General features: G+C 65.1%; 18 protein-coding genes. 15 read left to right on the top strand and 3 right to left on the bottom strand.

Going from position 1 to position 20,666, the window contains the following annotated elements; translation table 11 throughout:
- The first annotated feature begins 15 nt into the window (after window positions 1-15).
- The 13 genes from asd to E1748_RS08615 all read left to right on the top strand — a co-directional run bounded on the left by asd (window position 16) and on the right by E1748_RS08615 (window position 15,244).
- Window positions 16-1,137, top strand: coding sequence for an aspartate-semialdehyde dehydrogenase (gene asd / locus E1748_RS08555; RefSeq protein WP_133646658.1), 1,122 nt, complete (start codon window positions 16-18; stop codon window positions 1,135-1,137).
- A 136-nt stretch (window positions 1,138-1,273) separates the two neighbouring features.
- Window positions 1,274-3,637: a FimV/HubP family polar landmark protein gene (locus E1748_RS08560; protein WP_133646659.1), complete on the top strand. Its 2,364-nt coding sequence runs from the start codon at window positions 1,274-1,276 to the stop codon at window positions 3,635-3,637.
- Window positions 3,637-4,434 (top strand): tRNA pseudouridine(38-40) synthase TruA, encoded by a 798-nt coding sequence (gene truA, locus E1748_RS08565; RefSeq protein ID WP_166653552.1) that lies wholly within the window; start codon window positions 3,637-3,639, stop codon window positions 4,432-4,434. The genes E1748_RS08560 and truA overlap by 1 nt, the downstream gene beginning before the upstream one ends.
- 8 nt (window positions 4,435-4,442) lie before the next feature.
- A complete protein-coding gene (locus E1748_RS08570) occupies window positions 4,443-5,168 on the top strand; it encodes a phosphoribosylanthranilate isomerase (RefSeq protein WP_133647306.1) in 726 nt (241 codons plus the stop codon).
- Between the two features lie 57 nt (window positions 5,169-5,225).
- Window positions 5,226-6,419: a tryptophan synthase subunit beta gene (gene trpB / locus E1748_RS08575; protein ID WP_133646661.1), complete on the top strand. Its 1,194-nt coding sequence runs from the start codon at window positions 5,226-5,228 to the stop codon at window positions 6,417-6,419.
- 11 nt (window positions 6,420-6,430) lie between these two features.
- Window positions 6,431-7,372, top strand: coding sequence for a DNA-methyltransferase (locus E1748_RS08580; RefSeq protein ID WP_133646662.1), 942 nt, complete (start codon window positions 6,431-6,433; stop codon window positions 7,370-7,372).
- 35 nt (window positions 7,373-7,407) lie between these two features.
- Window positions 7,408-8,223 carry a tryptophan synthase subunit alpha gene (gene trpA / locus E1748_RS08585; protein WP_133646663.1) on the top strand — a complete coding sequence of 272 codons (816 nt, stop codon included), beginning with the start codon at window positions 7,408-7,410 and terminating at the stop codon, window positions 8,221-8,223.
- 93 nt (window positions 8,224-8,316) lie between these two features.
- Window positions 8,317-9,189 carry an acetyl-CoA carboxylase, carboxyltransferase subunit beta gene (gene accD, locus E1748_RS08590; RefSeq protein WP_133646664.1) on the top strand — a complete coding sequence of 291 codons (873 nt, stop codon included), beginning with the start codon at window positions 8,317-8,319 and terminating at the stop codon, window positions 9,187-9,189.
- A 181-nt stretch (window positions 9,190-9,370) separates the two neighbouring features.
- Window positions 9,371-10,684, top strand: a complete 1,314-nt coding sequence (gene folC / locus E1748_RS08595; RefSeq protein ID WP_133646665.1) for a bifunctional tetrahydrofolate synthase/dihydrofolate synthase — start codon at window positions 9,371-9,373, stop codon at window positions 10,682-10,684.
- Between the two features lie 28 nt (window positions 10,685-10,712).
- Window positions 10,713-11,600, top strand: coding sequence for an SPOR domain-containing protein (locus tag E1748_RS08600; protein ID WP_133646666.1), 888 nt, complete (start codon window positions 10,713-10,715; stop codon window positions 11,598-11,600).
- Window positions 11,601-11,607: 7 nt separating this feature from the next.
- Window positions 11,608-12,102 (top strand): CvpA family protein, encoded by a 495-nt coding sequence (locus tag E1748_RS08605; RefSeq protein ID WP_133646667.1) that lies wholly within the window; start codon window positions 11,608-11,610, stop codon window positions 12,100-12,102.
- A 123-nt stretch (window positions 12,103-12,225) separates the two neighbouring features.
- Window positions 12,226-13,779: an amidophosphoribosyltransferase gene (gene purF, locus E1748_RS08610; protein ID WP_133646668.1), complete on the top strand. Its 1,554-nt coding sequence runs from the start codon at window positions 12,226-12,228 to the stop codon at window positions 13,777-13,779.
- 271 nt (window positions 13,780-14,050) lie between these two features.
- Window positions 14,051-15,244 (top strand): O-succinylhomoserine sulfhydrylase, encoded by a 1,194-nt coding sequence (locus E1748_RS08615; protein ID WP_133646669.1) that lies wholly within the window; start codon window positions 14,051-14,053, stop codon window positions 15,242-15,244.
- Between the two features lie 42 nt (window positions 15,245-15,286).
- Here the strand turns inward: E1748_RS08615 and E1748_RS08620 are convergent, their stop codons facing one another.
- On the bottom strand, window positions 15,287-16,081 hold the full coding sequence (locus E1748_RS08620; RefSeq protein WP_133646670.1) for an AraC family transcriptional regulator: 795 nt from the start codon (window positions 16,079-16,081) through the stop codon (window positions 15,287-15,289).
- A 32-nt stretch (window positions 16,082-16,113) separates the two neighbouring features.
- Window positions 16,114-16,455, bottom strand: coding sequence for an FKBP-type peptidyl-prolyl cis-trans isomerase (locus E1748_RS08625; RefSeq protein ID WP_133646671.1), 342 nt, complete (start codon window positions 16,453-16,455; stop codon window positions 16,114-16,116).
- A 297-nt stretch (window positions 16,456-16,752) separates the two neighbouring features.
- Here E1748_RS08625 and E1748_RS08630 point away from each other — a divergent pair, with 297 nt between their 5' ends.
- Entirely contained in the window at window positions 16,753-17,553 is an 801-nt protein-coding gene (locus tag E1748_RS08630; protein WP_420819295.1) for a sensor histidine kinase, read from the top strand.
- Between the two features lie 114 nt (window positions 17,554-17,667).
- Window positions 17,668-19,062 carry a hemolysin family protein gene (locus E1748_RS08635; RefSeq protein ID WP_133646672.1) on the top strand — a complete coding sequence of 465 codons (1,395 nt, stop codon included), beginning with the start codon at window positions 17,668-17,670 and terminating at the stop codon, window positions 19,060-19,062.
- 22 nt (window positions 19,063-19,084) lie between these two features.
- On the opposite strand, the gene E1748_RS08640 is transcribed toward E1748_RS08635, so the two are convergent.
- A complete protein-coding gene (locus E1748_RS08640; RefSeq protein ID WP_133646673.1) occupies window positions 19,085-20,524 on the bottom strand; it encodes a dipeptidase in 1,440 nt (479 codons plus the stop codon).
- Window positions 20,525-20,666 lie beyond the last annotated feature (142 nt).

Genomic DNA, 20,666 nt, shown 5'->3' on the forward strand with positions numbered 1-20,666 from the left:
CTCGAAGGGTAAGTCATGAACGTAGGTCTCGTAGGTTGGCGCGGCATGGTCGGCAGCGTCCTGATGCAACGTATGCAGCAGGAAGGCGATTTCGACCTTATCGAACCGGTGTTTTTCAGCACCAGCAATGCGGGCGGCAACGCGCCGTCGTTCGCCAAAAACGAGACAAAGCTCAAGGACGCGTCGAGCATCGACGACCTGAAGAAGTGCGACATCGTCATCACGTGCCAGGGCGGCGACTACACCAACGAAATTTTCCCGAAGCTGCGCGCGGCGGGCTGGAACGGCTACTGGATCGACGCGGCATCGTCGCTGCGGATGAAGGACGATGCCGTCATCATCCTCGATCCGGTCAACCTCGACGTGATCAAGAACGCGCTTGTGAAGGGCCAGAAGAATTTCATCGGCGGCAACTGCACGGTCAGCCTGATGCTGATGGCGCTGGGCGGCCTGTTCCGTGAAAACCTGATCGACTGGATGACGGCGATGACGTACCAGGCCGCATCGGGCGCGGGCGCGCAGAACATGCGCGAGCTGCTGTCGCAGATGGGCACGCTGCACGGCGCGGTACAAAACGAACTCGCTGATCCTTCGTCGGCGATTCTCGATATCGACCGCCGCGTGCTCGCCGCGATGAACGGCGACAGCATGCCGACCGACCATTTTGGCGTGCCGCTCGCGGGCTCGCTGATTCCGTGGATCGACAAGGATCTCGGCAACGGCATGTCGAAGGAAGAATGGAAGGGCGGCGCCGAAACCAACAAGATTCTCGGCAAGCCTGCGATGGGCACGCCGGGTTCGATTCCGGTCGACGGCCTGTGCGTGCGGATCGGCGCAATGCGCTGCCACTCGCAGGCGCTGACGATCAAGCTGAAGAAAGACGTGCCGCTCGACGAAGTGAACAGCATTCTCGCGTCGGCGAACGACTGGGTGAAGGTCGTGCCGAACGAGCGCGAAGCGTCGATGCGTGATCTGTCGCCTGCCGTGGTGACGGGCACGCTGACGGTGCCGGTTGGCCGGCTGCGCAAGCTCGCGATGGGCGGCGAATATCTGTCCGCATTCACGGTCGGTGACCAGCTGCTGTGGGGCGCCGCGGAACCGCTGCGCCGCATGCTGCGCATTCTGCTCGACAAGTAAAGTAAACTACGCGCTCACGACGCGTAGACAGTCTGCAAGCGTCGCGTATTCCGCGGCGCTTTTTTCATTGTGTGCTCCGAATCCTGTTCTCAATCCATCGCAAACAAGGCCGCGCGACGACGCGCCAGGAGTCCCGATGATCGTTCGACAACCCGGTCTTTTGCGACCTGCGTTGCGTAGTCGCCTGTATCGCTGGCCGGCGGCCGCGACGGCGGCTTTTCTGATTGTTACCGGCACCTGCGTTGCGCAGGGGGCGCCGGCTTCGGCTGCGAGTGCGGCGAGCGTTTCGAGCGCTGTAAGTGCGACCAGCGCTGTCGGTGCGTCCGAGCCTGTTTCTGCGATCGGTCTGCCGGCTGCGCAGTACACCGTGCGCGCGGGAGAGTCGCTGAACGACGTCGCTATCGCTGTGACGCAGTCGCACGATCGCGCGACGCTGGCTCGCGCGGCACGCGCGCTGTTCGACGCGAATCCCGCCGCGTTCATGGGGCACGACCCGAGCCGGATGAAAATCGGTGCGGTGATGAATGTGCCGACGCTCGATGCGTCGGGGGCGGTTGTGGGGGCGTCGGGTGCTGCGGGGGCATCGGCGGCTGGGGCATCGTCGACGTCTGCGAGCCAGAGTGCGGCAGCAAGTGCGCCGACGGGGAATGCGTCGGCGAGCGCGGCTTCGGTGGCGGCTTCCTCTGCTGCGGGCGCGACTGCTGCTCAGTCGGCGTCCGCTTCGGTTGCTCAAGCCTCGTCGACGCCTTCTTCCTCTTCCTCTTCCGCTGCCGATACGACGCAAGCCGGGTCCCAGCCGTCCGTCGCGCCGCAGGATGCGCACGCGAGCGGCGCACATGTGTGGAGCGGCACCATCCAGCAGTCCGCGAGTGCGCCCGAAGCGGCGTCGGCCGGGGCGGCTTCGGTTCCGGCGGCGTCGCAGCCGCGCGCGCAGGTGTCGAGTCTCCAGCAGTTGCTCGCGTTGAAGAACCGCGTGCTGATGGAACTGCAGAAGCACGGGATCGGATCGACAGGGCAATCGAAGGCGGGTGCCAATGGCGCGTCGACGGCTGCGGTCGCATCCGCGGCTTCGACATCCGCGAGTGGGGGCGCTGCGACTGGTGCGTCGACCGTTCCGGCGACGCAGGCTGGTAGCGGGTCATCGTTGACTGACGGTCAGTTCGGCTTCACGCAGACTCAACTGGGTATCGGCGCAGTGATCGGCGCTGCGCTCGTCGTGTTGCTGACGGGTCTGTCGATGCGCAAGCGTCGCCCGGCGAAGCCGGCAGCGGATGCCGCGAAGCAGACCGACGCTCCTGCGCGTCCGGCGACGCTGCTCGAGAAGGACGCGGCTGCCTACGCCGCGCGACTCAAGGAGCAAGAGCCTGAGGCCGACGAGCCCGCCTCGACGGTTCACGACGATGGCGAGCATGGGAAACCCGCCGAAACGCTCACTGCCGTCGCCGAACATCCGACGCTCGATGGCGCAACGACCGCCGCGAGTCTTGCAGCCGCCGCTGCACTGGGTGCCGAGGCATTGCCGACGCAGACCATCCAGCCCGTCGATGCAAACCAGCCGCATGTTGATGAGCCACAGCCTGTCGATGGTGCGAAGGAAGACGCAGCTCCGTCGCTGAACGACGCAACGACCACGGCGAGTCTTGGCGCGGCGACCGAACTTGGCGCCGACGCGTTGCCGCCTGCTTCGCTCGAAGCGGACGAGGAACGCGACACGCCGTCGCCTGCCGTCGAGCCGACACCGGCCCATGTACCCGTACCGTTCCCGCGCGACGCAATGGTCGCGTTCGGCAGTCTCGACCTGTCTTTGCCGCCGCGCAGTGGCCCCGCAGTCGATGTGCCTCCGCTGCCTGCAACAACGCACGCAGAACCCGAGCCGACGCCGGATGAACCCGCTCCGCTGGTAGACACTCCGACGACGCCTCCCCCGGTCGAGCCGCACGCAGCCGAACACCCGGTGTTTGGGGCGTCGACCGAATCGCATACAGCTGAGCAGCTGACGCCGGCAGCCTCAAGCGAATCGCACATTGACGAGCAGTCCGCGCCGACAGCTTCGACCGAGTTGCACGCAACTGAGCAGCCCGCGCCGACAGCTTCGACCGAATCGCACGTAGGTGAACAGCCCCCACTGACAGCTTCAACTGAGTCGCCTGCACCCGAGCAGCTCACGCCTACGCCCGAGCCCACCCACGCCGCCGCCGAGACAGCCGCAGCCACAACCACCACCGCAGCCATCGCCGGCCTCGGCGCAGCCCGCTTCGGCGCCCTAAACCTCGACTTCGATCTCGAACTCCCGCCAAGCCCCGCGCAACCGATTCCCGCGTTCACGGCGGAAGAACTCGCCCGGATCGCGCGCAACAAGCTCGATCTCGCGTCGGAATACATCGCGCTCGGCGACCTGAACGGCGCACGCACATTGATCAACGAAGTGATCGCCGCGAACGACACCGGCACGCGCGACGAAGCGCGCGCGTTGCTGTCGACGCTCGCGCCGTTGTCGTGATGCGGATCGCGCTCGGCATCCAGTACGACGGCGCTGCGTTCAACGGCTGGCAGTCGCAGTCGCATGGCAAGACCGTCCAGGATGCGCTCGAACGCGCGCTGCGCGAATTCGCGCAGACGCCGCTGCAGACGGTCGTCGCGGGACGGACCGATACGGGCGTGCACGGTCTCGGCCAGGTCGCGCATTTCGACACTGATCTGCAACGCGACGATTTTTCGTGGGTACGCGGCACGAACGCGTTCCTGCCGCAGAGCGTCGCCGTGCAGTGGGCGAAGCCGATGCCGGACGCGTTTCATGCACGCTTTGCCGCGTTCGAGCGGACTTATTACTACGCGCTCTACGTGCATCCGGTGCGTTCGCCGATGCTCGTGGGTCGTGCGGGCTGGGTGCATACGCCCCTCGACGTCGACGCGATGCGTGCGGCCGCCGCGTGTCTGATCGGCGAGCATGATTTTTCGGCGTTCCGCTCGTCGGAATGTCAGTCGAAGACGCCGGTCAAGCATCTGCACCAGATCGACGTGCGCCAGCAGGGCGACTTCATCCACTTCCGCTTCCGTGCGAATGCGTTCCTGCATCACATGGTGCGCAACCTGATGGGCTGCCTCGTCGCGGTCGGCCGTGGCCGCTATCCGGTCGAATGGCTGGCCGACGTGCTGGCGGGCCGCGACCGTTCGCGCGCCGCGCCGACCTTCATGCCAGACGGGTTATACCTCGCAAAGGTCGGCTATCCTGACATATTCACGGTACCGCCGCCGCAATCCGGCAGCGTACCGTGGAGCACTTTATGGACCGACTGATTTCCGCCATGAACCGAGACCAGACCGCGCCCGCCGCAGACGCAGACACCACACAGCAGACCCGCGCCGCCGCTACCGTACCGCACCGGACGCGAATCAAGCTGTGCGGTCTTTCAACCCCCGCCGACGTCGAGCACGCGATCGACCTCGGCGCCGACGCGATTGGCTTCGTGTTCTATCCGCCGAGCCCGCGTTCGGTCGGCATCGTGCAGGCGCTCGAGATGGCGCGCGACATTCCGCCGTTCGTGTCGGTGGTGGGACTGTTCGTCAACGCGTCGCCGGAATGGATCCAGGAAGTCACGTGCAACGTGCCGCTGACCCTGCTGCAGTTTCACGGCGACGAAACGCCCGCGCAATGCAACTCGCTCGCCGCCATTGCGGGTTTGCCTTGGTTGCGCGCGTTACGCGTCGCGGCGGATACTCAGCGAGCCGATTTGGTAGAATCGGCACTTAACTATTCGGCTGCCAGTGGCCTTCTGCTCGACACGCATGTCGAGGGCTATGGCGGCGGCGGGAAGGTCTTCGATTGGTCACTTATTCCAGCAGAGCTCGCGCGTCGGGCCGTTTTGAGTGGTGGGTTGAACGCGCAAAACGTCAGTGACGCGATCCATCGCGTGCGTCCGTACGCGGTCGATGTCTCCAGCGGCATCGAGGTAGCGGGCGCAAAGGGCGTGAAGGATCACGCCCGGATGGCGGCGTTCGTACGCGCAGTGCGCGACGCGGACGCCGGATGATTCCGGTGGCGCCGGTGTGTCATGCACCCGGCTCCGCCCACTGAGAAGAGTGACGCAATGTACAACTTGCCTGACGAAAGAGGCCACTTTGGCCAGTATGGCGGCGTGTTCGTCGCCGAAACGCTGGTCCATGCGCTCGACGAGCTGCGTGCGGCCTACGCCCGATATCAACACGACCCCGAGTTCGTCGCCGAATACGAGCACGAACTGAAGTACTTCGTCGGTCGTCCGTCCCCTATCTATCACGCAAAACGCTGGAGCGAAATGCTCGGCGGCGCGCAGGTGTTCCTCAAACGCGAGGATCTGAACCACACCGGCGCGCACAAGATAAACAACGTGATCGGCCAGGCGCTGCTCGCGAAGCGCATGGGCAAGCCGCGCGTGATCGCCGAAACGGGCGCCGGCCAGCACGGCGTCGCGACCGCGACGATCGCCGCGCGCTTCGGGCTGGAGTGCGTGGTCTACATGGGCTCCGAGGACGTGCGCCGGCAAGCGGCCAACGTCTACCGGATGAAGCTGCTCGGCGCGACGGTCGTGCCGGTCGAATCGGGTTCGCGGACGTTGAAGGACTCGCTCAACGAAGCGATGCGCGACTGGGTCACCAATGTCGAGAACACGTTCTACATCATCGGCACCGTGGCCGGCCCGCATCCGTACCCGATGATGGTGCGCGACTTCCAGCGCGTGATCGGCGACGAATGCAAGGTGCAGATGCCTGAGCTGACCGGTCGTCAGCCCGATGCGGTGATCGCGTGCGTGGGCGGCGGATCGAATGCGATGGGGATTTTTTACCCGTACATCGAAGACAAGTCCGTGCAACTGATCGGCGTCGAACCTGCCGGCGACGGCCTTGAAACCGGCCGCCATGCTGCGTCGCTGACGTGCGGTACGCCGGGCGTACTGCACGGCAACCGCACCTATCTGCTGCAGGACGAAAACGGCCAGATCATCGAGGCGCATTCGGTGTCGGCCGGACTCGACTATCCGGGCGTCGGACCCGAGCACGCATGGCTGAAGGACAGCGGACGCGCGCAGTACGTCTGCGCGACGGACGACGAAGCGCTGAAAGCGTTCCACGACTGCTGCCGGATCGAGGGCATCATTCCCGCGCTCGAATCGAGTCATGCGCTCGCGTACGCCGCGAGGCTCGCGCCGACGTTGCCAAAGGACAAGCTCCTGCTGGTCAACCTGTCGGGCCGCGGCGACAAGGACATGCATACGGTCGCTGAGCGATCGGGCATCCAGTTCTGAGCGCCGCGACGATGCGCGACGAGTTCGACGAGCCGCAGCCGGCAGACGCCGCCGAAACGGCGCTTGCCGGTCCGGCTGCAGCGACCCAGGAGCGGGCGGACGCGCCGGTTGGCGTACGTCCCGCGGAACTGCCGCCGCTGCCGCCCGGCATCGAACTGCACAACCGCGATTTTCTGACCGATGTGGCCAGCCTTCCGGACGGGTCGATCGACCTGATCCTCGCCGATCCGCCGTACGGGCTCGGCAAGGACTACGGCAACGATTCGGATATGCGCTCGGGCGAAGACTTTCTCGCGTGGACGCGAGAGTGGCTCGCTCTGGCGATTCCGAAACTCAAGCCGACCGGTTCGCTGTACGTGTTCTGCACCTGGCAATACGCGCCGGAGATCTTCTGCTTTCTGAAGACCCGGCTCACGATGGTCAACGAGATCATCTGGGACCGGCGCGTCCCCAGCATGGGCGGCACGACCCGCCGCTTTACGTCCGTGCACGACAACATCGGCTTTTTCGCGGTATCGAAGGAGTATTACTTCGATCTCGATCCCGTCCGCATCCCGTACGATGCCGTTACGAAGAAGGCGCGTTCGCGCAAGTTGTTCGCTGGCAGCAAATGGCTGGAAATCGGCTACAACCCCAAGGACGTCTGGTCGGTATCGCGCCTGCACCGGCAGCACGCGGAGCGGGTCGATCACCCGACCCAGAAGCCTCTGGAAATCGTCGAGCGGATGGTGCTCGCGAGTTGTCCGCCGGGCGGCCGTGTGCTCGACCCGTTCATGGGGAGCGGCACCACGGCCGTGGCCTGTGCCCGCCAGCGACGCGAATTCGTCGGCTATGAAATCAACGAGAGTTACTGCGCGATAGCGCGCGAACGCGTGATCGCGGTCGCAGCGCAAGCCTCGGCTGGGCCGGCCGCGACCGGCGTTGCTGCCGGTCCGGTCGCTGCCACGACCTGAGCGGTCGGCGCGCAGTCTTCTTCAAGAGAAAATCCATGTCCCGTATCGAAAAAACTTTCGCGGCACTGGCCGCACAACGCAAAAAAGGGTTGATCCCGTTCATGACGGCGGGCGATCCCGATCCGAAACGTACCGTCGAATTCATGCATGCGCTCGCCGCCGGCGGCGCCGACGTGATCGAACTCGGCGTGCCGTTCTCGGACCCGATGGCCGACGGCCCGGTGATCCAGCAATCGTCGGAGCGCGCACTGGCGCACGGCGTCTCGCTGCGTCACGTGCTCGCCGACGTGAAACGCTTCCGCGAACACAACACGACGACGCCCGTCGTGCTGATGGGCTACGCGAATCCGATCGAACGGATGGGCGCCGATGCGTTCGCGGCGGCCGCGCAGGATGCGGGCGTCGACGGCGTGCTGGTGGTCGACTATCCGCCGGAAGAATCGATCGAATTCGCGCAAAGGATGCGTGCCGCCGAGATCGATCCGATCTTTCTGCTCGCGCCGACGTCGACCGACGAACGCATCGCCGCAGTCGGCCGGGTGGCGAGCGGGTACGTCTACTATGTGTCGCTAAAAGGGGTGACCGGCTCCGCAAATCTGGACGTTTCCAGCATCGCGGGTAAAATCCCGGCCATCAAGTCGCGTGTGCCGCTGCCGGTGGGTGTCGGTTTCGGTATCCGCGATGCGCAGACCGCGCGTGCGGTGGCCGAGGTGTCGGATGCCGTCGTGATCGGTAGCCGTATCGTGCAGTTGCTGGAAACGGCACCGCCCGAGACCGCCGCCGACACGCTGACGCGCTTCATCGCCGAAGTGCGCGCAGCGATCGACAGCGTCGGCGCGACGCCTCGATAACCCGGTAACCATCATCGTCGTTTTACATCGTAGTTCAGGCCGGCAGCAGCGCAGATCCCGCTGCCGGCCCGAACGACCGAAGAAGGAATCATCATGAGCTGGCTCGACAAACTGCTGCCGCCGAAAATCAAGCAAACCGACCCGAAGAACCGCAAGGGCATTCCGGAAGGGCTGTGGATCAAATGCCCGTCGTGCGAGGCGGTGCTGTATCGCAACGACGTCGAGGCCAATCTGCACGTGTGCCCGAAATGCGATCACCACATGCGGATCGGCGCGCGCGAACGGCTCGACGGGTTGCTCGATCCGGAAGGCCGTTATGAAATCGGCCAGGAAATCCTGCCGGTCGATGCGCTCAAGTTCAAGGACAGCCGCAAGTACCCGGACCGCCTGAAAGAGGCGATGGACGAAACCGACGAAACCGACGCGATGGTCATCATGGGCGGCGCGATCCATACGCTGCCGGTCGTCGTCGCGTGCTTCGAGTTTTCGTTCATGGGCGGCTCGATGGGGTCGGTCGTCGGCGAGCGCTTTGCGCGCGGTGCACAGAACGCGCTCGAACAGCAGGTGCCGTTCATCTGCTTCACGGCGTCGGGCGGCGCGCGGATGCAGGAGAGCCTGCTGTCGCTGATGCAGATGGCGAAGACCACCGCGATGCTCACGAAGCTGTCGGAAGCGAAGCTGCCGTTTATCTCCGTGCTGACCGATCCGACGATGGGCGGCGTGTCGGCGAGCTTCGCGTTCCTCGGCGACGTCGTGATCGCCGAACCGAAGGCGCTGATCGGCTTTGCCGGCCCGCGCGTGATCGAACAGACGGTCCGCGAGAAATTGCCGGAAGGCTTCCAGCGCGCCGAATTCCTGCTGCAGAAGGGCGCGGTCGACATGATCGTCGACCGGCGCAAGCTGCGCGAAGAAATCGCACAATTGATGGCGCTGCTGACGCGTCAGCCCGCCGACGCGGTCGCCTGAGCGGCTGTTCTGCGTTGATGTCGGCGTAGTAACCAGCGAGGCGGCCCACGGGTCGCCTCGTGTGTTTTTCGCGAGGGCGTTGCGGTGCCGCTTTCATGCTGTCACGAATGCGGTTTCAACGCGTTTCCACGATAATGCGCTGCCGTTGTTCCGCTTCACCCCGTTTCAAGCGATCCGTCCGATGAGCACTTCCTATCCCAGTCTCGACGCGTGGCTCACGCATCTCGAATCCGCGCATCCGGTCGGTATCGACATGGGCCTCGAGCGCATCAGCAAGGTGCGCGACGCGCTGCAACTCCAGTTCGCGTGTCCGATCTTCACGGTGGGCGGCACGAACGGTAAAGGCTCGACCTGCGCGATCCTCGAATCGATCCTGCTGCGCGCGGGCTATACCGTCGGCTGCCATACGTCGCCGCATCTGCTCGAGTTCAACGAGCGCGCGCGCATCAACGGCGTGGATGCGACCGATGCCGAACTACTGCCGCATTTCGAAGCCGTCGAAGCCGCGCGCAGCAGCTTCGCCGAGCCGGTTTCCCTGACCTACTTCGAGTTCACGACGCTCGCGATCATGCATCTGTTCGCCGCGCGCGGACTCGACGCGGTGATCTTCGAAGTGGGCCTCGGCGGCCGGCTCGATGCAGTCAATATCCTCGATACCGATTGCGCGATCATCACCAGCATCGACATCGATCACACCGAGTATCTCGGCGATACGCGCGAGAAAATCGCGTTCGAGAAAGCGGGCATCTTCCGCGCCGGCAAGCCCGCGATCTGCGCGGACCCGCTGCCGCCGCAAACGCTGATCGATCACGCGGAGCAGATCGGCGCCGAACTGTGGCTGTTCGGCCGCGATTTCCGCTACGAAGGGCAGGCCGGCAGCGAGCGCCAGCAATGGAGCTATGTCGGACCGACGATGCGGCGCTCCGCGCTCGCGTACCCGGCGCTGCGCGGCGCGAATCAGCTGATCAATACGTCGGCGGCGCTGGCCGGCCTGGAGGCGCTGCGCGACCGTCTGCCGGTGTCCGCGCAGGACATTCGCCTCGGGCTCGCGAACGTCGAACTGGCCGGCCGTTTCCAGGTGTTGCCGGGCAAGCCGGCGATCGTGCTCGACGTCGGCCACAATCCGCACGCAGCGGCCGTGCTCGCGCAGAATCTCGGCAACATGGGCTTTTTTCCGTACACGTATGCAGTGTTCGGTTCGATGCGCGACAAGGACATCGCCGGTGTGCTGGAGCACGTGAAGGGCGAAATCGATCACTGGTGCGTGACCGATCTGCCGACGCCCCGTGCGGCCTCCGCAGACGATCTCGAAGCCGCGCTGCGCGATGCCGGTGTGGTCGATGGGCCGGATGGCGGCGTGACGCGTCATCTATCGCCTGCGGAAGCGTTCCAGGACGCACTAAAACGCGCGTCCGACAATGATAGAATCGTGGTTTTCGGAAGTTTCTATACGGTAGCGGGTGTGATGGCCTATCGTAAATCGCAGCACCACTGAACGCGCGGAAGCCTAGACCAAGCCATTCATGGGAATTTTCTCGTTCGGCAAGAAAGACGATGCGCCCACCCGGCGCAGCGCACCATCCGGTTCCGGCCGGAGCACCCGCAGCGAATCTCCGCGGGGAACCGAACGGCGCACCCGCCGCACGGAGCGGTCCGGCGACGCCGACGCGATGTTGCTCGACCCGACCTTGCCCGAAAAGCAGCGCGCCCGTCGGCGCCTCGTCGGTGCAATCGCGCTGGTCGTCGCGGCGGTCGTGATCCTGCCGATGGTGCTCGACTCGCACCCGAAGCCCGTCACCGACGACATCTCAATCGACATCCCGAATCGCCCGGTCCCGAAGGCCAGCACCGCGCCTGACGATACCCAGGCAGGTGTCGCCCCCGACAATCCGGCAACCACCGATGCAGGCCTCGCCGCATCCGGCCTCGCATCGGCAGGCGGCGCATCGCAAAGCACGGCCGATACGACGCCCACTGCGCCGGCCACGACCACACGATCACAAGTGCACGCGAGCGCAAAGCCGGACACGCCGGCCGCGACAGCGAACACCACGCACAGCGCTACGAACAACGCTCAAACCAGCACGAAACCGAAGCCCGCACAGCAGACCGCCGACAACACACCGGCCGCAGGCGCCGACGCCGATTCGGGCACGCCCGCGTCGCCGCCCGGCGGCCGCTTCCAGGTGCAGCTCGGCTCGTTCCGGGACGAAGCGAGCGCAAAGAGTTGGGCCACCAAATTGAAAGCGGCGGGAGTGTCCGCATATACCGAACGTCGCAAGCTGGCAGACGGCACGAGCCGGACCATGCTGCTCGCGGGTCCGTTCCCGGATCGCGCGGCGGCGTCGGCGGCGATCGCGAAGGTGCGCGGCGCGGGGCTGACGTCGGGCGCCAACGGCGGCGCACAGTAATCCGGCGATGTTCACCGCATTCGACTACGCTGTAATGGCGGTGATCGGGTTGTCGGCGCTGCGGGGCACGTGGCGCGGCTTCCTGTCCGAGATTTTCGGACTGATCGGCTGGGTGGCGGCGTTTTTTATCGCGTGCCGTTTCGTCGGTTATGTCGTGCCGTGGATTCCGGCCACGTGGCCGGGCGGTGCGCTGACCCAGTGGCTGATCGCGTTTGCCGCGATCGTCGTCGGGGTTGTGCTGGTGGCCGGGGTGTTGAATGCGCTGCTGAGCCGTATCGTGCAGGCAAGCGGCCTGAGCGGCGTGGACCGCTCGCTCGGCCTGTTGTTCGGCCTCGTACGCGGGGTCGTGCTGGTGCTGCTGCTGGTCGCCCTCTCGGGCTTGACCGAGCTGCCCCAGCAGGAATTCTGGCGCAATGCGCTGCTGCGGCCCTACGCCGAGCAGGGCGTGCGCGAACTGAGACCACTGCTTCCGGCGCCGCTAGCCGCCTACGTCCGCGTTTGACCCGTCGGTCACGCGAATGAAACCGGTGCGGCCCGCCGGGCAGACACGCAGAACCCCGGCGCGATCCGGGTGCCGCCAGGCACCGGCCGCCGTTACGGATTTCGTACCTTTGAAGGACATGCCATGTGCGGCATCGTAGGCGTAGTTTCCCGCTCCCCCGTCAACCAGCTGATCTATGACAGCCTGCTGCTTCTGCAGCATCGCGGCCAGGACGCAGCCGGCATCGCGACGGCGAACGGCAGCAATTTCCACATGCACAAGGCCAACGGCATGGTGCGCGACGTGTTCCGCACGCGCAACATGCGCAGCCTGCCGGGTACCACCGGCATCGGCCAGGTGCGCTACCCGACCGCAGGTTCCGCGTCGAGCGAAGAAGAGGCCCAGCCGTTCTACGTGAACGCGCCGTTCGGCATCATCCTCGCGCACAACGGCAACCTGACCAACTGGCCGCAGCTGAAGGAAGAGATGTTCCGCGTCGACCGGCGGCACATCAACACCAATTCCGACACCGAGGTGCTGCTCAACGTGCTCGCGCACGAACTGCAGCTGTCCAGCTCGGGTCTGCAGCTCGATCCGGATGCGGTCTTCAAGGCCGTGAGCGGTGTGCACAAGCGCGTGAAGGGGTCGTACGCGATCGTGTCGCTGATCGCGGGCTACGGGCTGCTCGCATTCCGCGATCCGTTCGGGATCCGGCCGCTGTGCCTCGGCAAGCTCGAGACGGCAGAAGGCGTCGAGTGGATCGTGGCGTCGGAGTCGGTGGCGATCGAAGGGATCGGCTTCGAGTTCGTGCGCGACGTGGCGCCGGGCGAAGCGATCTTCATCGATCTCGAAGGCAACCTGTACTCGCAGCAGTGCGCGACGAATCCGAGCCTGAACCCGTGCATCTTCGAACTCGTGTATCTCGCGCGGCCCGACTCGGTGCTTGATGGCGTGCCGGTCTACAACGCGCGTCTGCGGATGGGCGATTACCTCGCCGAAAAAATTATGCGCGTGCTGCCGAAGGACGTGAAGATCGACGTCGTGATGCCGATTCCCGATTCGTCGCGGCCCGCCGCGATGCAGGTCGCGGCGAAGCTCGGCGTCGAGTATCGCGAAGGCTTCTTCAAGAACCGCTATGTCGGCCGGACCTTCATCATGCCGGGCCAGGCGGTACGCAAGAAGTCGGTGCGGCAGAAGCTGAACGCGATGGGCATCGAGTTCAAGGGCAAGAATGTGCTGATCGTCGACGATTCGATCGTGCGCGGCACGACGTCGCACGAGATCGTGCAGATGGCGCGCAGCGCCGGCGCGAACAAGGTGATCTTCGCTTCGGCGGCGCCGCCGGTGAAATTCCCGAACGTGTACGGCATCGACATGCCGACGCGCGGCGAACTCGTCGCACACGGTCACACGGACGAAGAAGTTGCACGGATGATCGGTGCTGATCATCTCGTGTACCAGGACGTCGACGCGCTGAAGCAGGCGATACGCGACATCAACCCGGCGCTGAAGGAGTTCGACGCGTCGTGCTTCGACGGCAACTACATCACCGGCGACATCACGACCGAGTACCTCGACCGTGTCGAGCTTGCCCGTCTCGCACCGGACGCGCTGTCGGACCGTGACGCTGCAAGCGACGCGATCGACGGCGGTGGCGCGGCACGTTCGCAGCTGCACTTGCAACTCTCGGTGGAGTGACACACAGCACGGTAGCGGCACGTACGATGCGTGTCGCCGCCGTGCATCTGCCTGTGCTACGATCAGGGCTTGCGTCGATTTGAACTCAGCTTGCGGACGCGGGGCAACCCAAAACAGCTAAAGCGAATGGTGGGCAGTGTCATTGCCGCCACGCTCCAGCTTCCCCGCACACAAGCCCGCTTATGCCGACGCAAAGCGGGCTTTTTGTTGCCGGCGCGAAACGCGAACCGCGTGCGCCGGTCGTATGGTCGTATAACGGAACCGAACGAACATGGACGACTCTCTCAACTTCGACACCCTGTCGGTACGCGCCGGTACGGTGCGCAGCGAGTTCAACGAGCACTCGGAAGCGATCTACCTCACGTCGAGCTTCTGCTTCTCGAGCGCGGCCGAAGCCGCCGACCGCTTCAAGCACTCCGAGGACTATTACACGTACTCGCGCTTCACCAATCCCACGGTCACGATGTTCCAGGACCGCCTCGCGGCACTCGAAGGCGGCGAAGCGTGCATGGCGACCGCGTCGGGGATGAGCGCGATCATGTCGGTGGTGATGTCGGCGTTGCAGGCAGGCGATCATCTGCTTAGCTCGCGCAGTCTGTTCGGTTCGACGCTCGGCATGTTCTCGCAGATTTTCAGCCGCTTCGGCATCACGACCACGTTCGTCGATCCCACCGATCTCGACGCATGGAAGAACGCCGTGCGTCCCGAGACGAAAATGTTCTTCCTCGAAACGCCGTCGAATCCGCTGACCGAAATCGCCGACATCGAAGCGATCGGCAAGATCGCGAAGGCCGCGAACGCGCTGTTCGTCGTCGATAACTGTTTCTGTAGCCCGGCGTTGCAGCAGCCGCTGAAACTCGGCGCCGACGTCGTGATGCATTCGGCGACGAAATTCCTCGACGGCCAGGGCCGCGTGCTCGGCGGCGCGCTCGTCGGGTCGCGCCAGTTCATCATGGAGAAGGTGTTCCCGTTCGTGCGCAGCGCCGGTCCGACGCTGTCCGCGTTCAACGCGTGGGTGCTGCTGAAGGGCATGGAGACACTGTCGCTGCGCGTCGACAAGCAGTCGGCGAATGCGCTCGAAATTGCCAGCTGGCTCGACACGCATCCGGCCGTGAAGCGCGTGTTCTATCCGGGGCTCCCGTCGCATCCGCAGTACGAGATCGCGAAGCGTCAGCAGAAGTCGGGCGGCGCTGTCGTGTCGTTCGAGGTGAAGGGCGACACGCCGGAAGCGCAGCGCGAGAACGCGTGGCGCGTGGTCGACGGCGTGAAGGTCTGCTCGATCACCGCGAATCTCGGCGACACGCGCACGACGATCACCCATCCGGCGACGACGACGCACAGCCGCATCACGCCCGAAGCGCGCGTGGCGGCGGGTATTACCGAAGGGCTGCTGCGACTGGCGGTCGGTCTGGAGAATGCCGGCGATATCCGTAACGATCTCGCGCACGGGTTGGGACAGGCTTGATGGAGTGTCGCGTGGCGCTTCTCGGCCCGCGCGATTGAGAAACTACTGCGGCACCGCGCGCCATTGCCCGGGCGCGATGCCGAAGCGTCGCGTGAACGCATGCGTGAAAGCGCTCTGATCGCCGAAGCCGACATCGAGTGCGATGTCGGTCAGCGAGCGGCGCGGATCGGCGAGCAGCGTCACCGACGTATCGAGCCGCAATCGCTGCACGTAGCGATTCGGCGTCTCGCCGAACGCCTCGATAAACAGCTGATGAAAGCGTCGCATGCCGAAGCCGCAATGCACGGCGAGGTCAGCGACACGCAGCGGCTCCGCGAGCCGCGCCCGCAGCCATCGATCGATTCTCACGAAGTCCAGCCCCGCACCGGCTGGCTCGTCGCTGCCGCGCACCACGGTGCCCGTGTGCGCGAGAATCGCCGCGCACAGTTGTGCGGACGCATTCCAGTTGAAGCGTCGCGCGTGCGGCGTGAGCGTCGGCAGATCGGCGGGATCGCCGGGTGTCGCGCCCGCGGCGAGCCGGCGCACGAGCTGGGTCGTCGATGCATCGACGGTAACGGCACGCGCCCGGTCGAACAGCCGCTGCGGCACCGCGAGCGATGCCGCCGGCAGATCCAGCACCAGCTGACGGTTCTCGCCGAGTCCTGCGTAGTCGTGCCGCGCGCCCGCCGGCACGAGCCACGCAAAGCCGCTCTCGATCCGCTGGCCGATGCCGTCCACCGCCATCGTCATCGAGCCGTCGAGACCGAGCACGACCTGATGGAACGCGTGCACGTCCGACGCCTCAATTGCGCCGAAGCGGCGCAGCGATACGCTGGGGGAGAGGACGGCGGCGTGCACGGTGATTCAGACAGAACTGAAGAAAAATCCGCTCAGACGTCGAGCAGTTCGACTTCGAACACGAGCGTCGCATTCGGCGGAATCACGCCGCCTGCGCCGCGCGGGCCGTAGCCGAGTTGCGGCGGAATCGTCAGACGACGCACGCCGCCCACTTTCATCCCCTGCACGCCTTCGTCCCAGCCCTTGATGACCATGCCGCCGCCGAGCACGAACGCGAACGGATCGTTGCGGTCCTTGCTCGAATCGAACTTCTGACCGTCGGTCAGCCAGCCCGTGTAATGCACGCTGACGCTCTTGCCTGCAACCGCTTCTGCGCCGCTGCCTTCGGTCAGATCTTCATACTTGAGACCCGAGTCGGTGGTGACGATGGACATACGAAACTCCTTCGGACAAATCGATTAAAACCGGTATTGTAGGCGCGTTTGACCGGTCGCCCGATGACACCGCCGACACGCGATGCCGAGGTCGATCCGGTCATCGCAGCAACGGCAGCCCGTCCCACGGCGCGTTCGCCACGCCCAACACGTTTTCGTACGCGCGGTAGCAGACCGGGCCCGCTACGTGCTACACCATCCGACGGACCGTTCGTCGCACAGGGTGACGAACCGGCCTGCCTATAATGTCGACTCCTGTCGACTCGACGAACATCCCTGGTACGAGAGGGCATCGAAGTGAGTACGTCTCCTGCGGGCGCCGGCGTCGCCCAGCCCGGCCGTCCCGATTCCGTCGCCTATGAGCGCACCGCGCGTCGCCGCGCCGAAGTGGCGCTGTTCATGCGCGACCATGTGCTGTCGCTTGTGTCGCACGATCTGCGCGGCCCGTTGAACGCTATCCATAGCTGGGCCTACGTGCTCGAACGCAAGTTCGATGCAGCCGATGCGGCCGCACAACGCGCGCTTGGCGGCATTCGCACGGGTGTCGAGCAGCAGGTGAAGCTGCTCGAAGAGATCGTCGATGCGACGCGTGCCGAAACCCGCACGCTCGCGCTCGAGCGCACGTCGTTCCCGTTGTGGCCGCTCGTCGATGAAACGATCGGCGAAGTGCGCAGCGCGCTCGCGATGTCGCGCGACGTGCAGATCGACGTCGACACCGCGCTCGCGACCGAGCAACTCGCCGGCGATCGCGAGCGTCTCGCGGCGACGGTGTGGCTGATGCTCGCGTTCGCGGTCGAGTCGAGCGCGGCGGGTTCGCCGGTCACGCTCGCGACGTCCGTCGATACGAACGCATGGCACGTCGCCGTGCGTTTCGTCGTGACGCCTGCGTCGCGCGAAGATCCCGACGTGCTGCATCTGCTCGAAGCGTTCGCGCTACAGCAGGCCCAGGCGCCGCGCGAAGCCGGACGTATCGCGTGGGTGCTCGCGCTGTGCAAGCGGGTCGCGGAAGCGCATGGCGGTGCGTTCGAACAGCACGACGCCGCCGAGGGTAACGACACGGCATCGCTCGTGTTGCGCGTGCCGCTCGCGTCGGCTTAACGTATTGGGGCGAACGGCGCGGTTCGCTCGCGCCACGCGCCGTTTTGCGCGCAAAAGGCTTTCATCGGGCTTGCACCTCTATACTGACAACTTTTGCTTCCGGAGTTTTCTCTCTTGATCCAGGTTGTCGCCCTCATCGGTGCGCTGTTGCTGGTCGTGCTTAACGGCTTCTTCGTGGCGGCCGAGTTCGGCCTCGTCAAACTGCGGCAGACCCGCGTTCAGGCGCTCGCGAAAAAATTCGGCATGCGCGGCCGGTTGCTCGCGAAGGTTCATAGTCAGCTCGATGCGTATCTGTCCGCGTGTCAACTGGGCATCACGCTGGCTTCGCTGGGACTCGGCTGGATTGGCGAGCCTGCCTTTGCCGAACTGCTGTCGCCGCTGTTCGAACTGTTCGGCATCCACTCGCTGCCGATCGCGCATGCGATCTCGCTGTTCTTCGCGTTCACCTGTATTTCGTTCCTGCACATCGTCGTCGGCGAACTCGCGCCGAAGTCGCTTGCGATCCGCCAGGCCGAACGCATTTCGCTGTGGACCGCGATGCCGCTGTACGCGTTCTACTGGGCGATGTATCCGGCGATCTGGGTGTTGAACAGCAGCGCGAACGCGGTGCTGCGGATCGCAGGGTTGTCGTCGGAACACAGCTCCGATTCGCATTACTCCACCGACGAACTGAAGCTGATCCTGCGCGGCCGTCGCGCGGGCGTCCAGCATCGCGCTGATGCGCAGGACAGGGCGAAGCAGTCACGCGATACGTCGCCGCAACCGGTCACGCTCGGCGACGACGCGTACAACCAGGACGAATGGAACACGATCGCGCATTCGCTCGATTTTTCGCGGATGACCGTCTCCGACTTGATGCGCCCCGCGCACGAGATGGTCGGGCTGCGGCGCGATCTGCCGTTGCGCGAAAACATGCAGGTGGTTGCGCGGCATCGCTTTAGCCGCTATCCGTTGTTCGACGATGCGTCGGGCGAACGGGTCGACGGGATGATCCATTTGAAGGATCTGCTGCTCGCGCGTCATGCGGGTAGCACGCTCGAAGATCTCGCGAAATACGCGCGGCCCGTGCAGTACGTGAAGCCGACGATGCCCGCGCTCGAACTGTTCCGCCGCTTTCGCAAAGGCGCGCCACATCTCGCGCTGGTCGGCGAGAAGAACGCGCAGCCGATCGGCTTCCTCACGCTCGATAACCTGCTCGGCGCGCTGGTCGGTCAGATTCACGACGAGTTTCGCCAGGGCGACGCCGACTGGACGCGAATGGACGACGGCACACTGATGGGCAAGGGCAGTTTGCCGGTCGTGTCGCTGGAGCGCGCGCTCGGCATCGATATCGATGAAGGGCGTGCGGAATCGGTTGGCGGTCTGGTGATTCAGGCGCTCAGCGATCTGCCGGAGGAAGGGCAGCGTGTGGCGTTCGATCGATTTGATGTGGTGGTGAAGAAGATGCGCGGGCCGCGGATTGTGTTGGTTAGGGTGTATCCGAAGGAGCTGGATGATGAGGGGGGTTGACGCGATCTAACGTGCGCGTCGGCTACCCCACACTAGCCTCAAACACCCTTCGATAATTCCCCCCCAGAATCATCCGGGTTTCGTCAGCATCAAACCCCGTCGCAAGCAGCGCACCCGCAAGCGCCGGCAACTGCTGATACCGCTTGAACACCGGCGGCGTGACGAAGCCGTACATATCGGTGCCGAGCCCCACGTGCTCGATGCCGACCACGTCCACCATCCGTTTCATCCCTTCGGCCATCGCCTGCAGATCGCGGAAGTTGCCCGCGTTCGGCCACACGCCGATCACGCCGCCGGTGTCCGCGACCGCGCGCGCGTGATCGGGCGTGATCAGCCGGCTGCGCGGCGACGGATGCGTCGCGAGCGCGGTGTGCGACAGCACCAGCGGTTTCGTCGTCGTCGCGGCCGCGCGCTTGACCAGATCGTAGGTGCCGTGCGCGACGTCGACCACGATGCCGAGCGTGTTGCAACGTCGCACGACGTCCGCGCCGAAATCCGTGAGGCCGCCATGCACCGGCGGCTCGGTCTGGATGTCGCCGAGTTCGTTGACGCGATAGTGCGTCAGCTGCAGATGACGCAGCCGATGCGCGCTATAAGCCTCGTCGACTCGCTCCAGACGACCCTCGAGAAAATCCGAACCTTCGGACGCGACGATCACACTCGGTCCCGCATTGCCGAGTGCGGCAAGCGACGCCCGATCGGTGATCACGTGCAACTGCTCTCGCTCGACCAGTTCGTCGACGCGTCTGAATTCCGCCTGGCCGAGCGCATACAGTTCGCCCGGCTCGGGCGTGCGCCACGCTTCGATGCGATGACGGTCCGCGTTGACGTGCGTGACGACGGTATCGGTGACGATCGCGAGGCAGATGATGTTCATGCCGCCCTCGCGCATCGGCGCGGCGAGCGGAACGAACGGGCGGTTCGCGCCGATCTTCGGATCGTGCGACACGATGATGCGGCCGCCGTGGCTGTGCATGTCGATCGTGATCGTCGACGGCGTGCGCCATGCAGTGTAGTGAGTTTCTTCGGGCGCATCGCCGGTGTAGTTCGCGAAGCGCCCCGGTGCGCACGCCGCAAGACCGAGCGCCGCACCCGACGCGAGAAACGCACGTCGACTGATACCGCCGCGTGGCGTCGCGACCGGCTCCGCATCGACGAGTTGATAGCGCCAGCCGGTCGGATCATCGATCAGACGACGCAGACGGCCGCGCAGCACGACGGCATCGGTGGCGACGAACGGCATCGGCTTTGCAGCGAAAACTTCGACGCACGCGAACGGATCGGCGGGGACGTGCGTGCCGCAGCACGGCGCATCGGGAAGCAGCAGGCAGTAGTCGACGGTAGCGCGCTGCACGTCGAACGCCATCATCCAGCCGGATAGCTCGACGGTCTCGCCGTCGAGCGCATCGGCCGCGCCGCTGTGGAAGGTCGGCCACGCGACGCGTTTCGGTTCGTTCTTCATGTCGGATTCCGGACGGAGAGACGGCGGCCACATAGCGATCGCGTAGCGCGTACCTTTCGAAGCTTGCGGCGCAACAAGTGGTGCGGAATCGACCGCATGCGCGACGACACGCGCAAGCATACCGCTGTCGTCAGTGCATGCG

It is taken from the genome of Paraburkholderia flava, assembly GCF_004359985.1.
Taxonomy (GTDB): domain Bacteria; phylum Pseudomonadota; class Gammaproteobacteria; order Burkholderiales; family Burkholderiaceae; genus Paraburkholderia; species Paraburkholderia flava.